The 714-nt window shown below is 52.9% G+C and carries 1 protein-coding gene; it reads left to right on the top strand.

Annotated features, from left to right (window positions below; genetic code table 11):
* The coding region (locus BTJ49_RS15270; protein ID WP_146742400.1) for an AMP-binding protein at positions 1-714 on the top strand (714 nt) is incomplete at both ends.

Consider the following 714-nt stretch of genomic DNA (forward strand, 5'->3'; position numbering starts at 1 on the left):
GACCTCCCATCACCTGGCCTATGTCATCTACACCTCCGGCTCTACCGGTACGCCCAAGGGCGTCATGGTTGAGCATGGCAGCGCAGTCAATCTCGCTCAAGCACAGATCGCTCTTTTCAACGTTTCATCCAACAGTCGAGTCGTGCAATTCGCTCCATTAAGTTTTGATGCGAGTGTTTCTGAAACGCTGATGACATGGGGTTCGGGCGCCGAGTTGCATCTAATCACAGGCGAGGAGCGCCGCGCTGGAGACGAATTCCAAGATTATATAACACGCCACGCAATTACCCATGCAACACTACCTCCTGCCTTATTTGAAGGGAAATACGATTTCAATCGTATCAATACTTTACATGCTCTTATTTTAGCCGGTGAGGCCCCCAGCATTAAGCTGGTCCGAATGTTAGAGGCTAAGTTCAATGTCTTTAATGCTTATGGACCAACGGAAGGTACTGTCTGCGCCACGGCATGGCTCTGTTCGCTCAATTTCGACATGGCAGTGGTTCCCATAGGGCGTCCGATTGCGAACACGCGCATTTACCTGTTGGATGCATACGGTCAGCCAGTTCCCTTGGGGGCGGTGGGTGAGATATACATCGGCGGAGCCGGTTTGGCGCGGGGGTATTTGAACCGACCGGACCTCACCGCCGAGCGCTTTCTTGCCGACCCGTTCGTCGACAAGCCGGATGCAAAAATGTACAAGACCGGCGATCT

Origin of the sequence: Oleiagrimonas sp. MCCC 1A03011 (assembly GCF_003267965.1) — a bacterium.
In the GTDB taxonomy this organism is placed as follows: Bacteria; Pseudomonadota; Gammaproteobacteria; order Xanthomonadales; family Rhodanobacteraceae; genus Oleiagrimonas; species Oleiagrimonas citrea.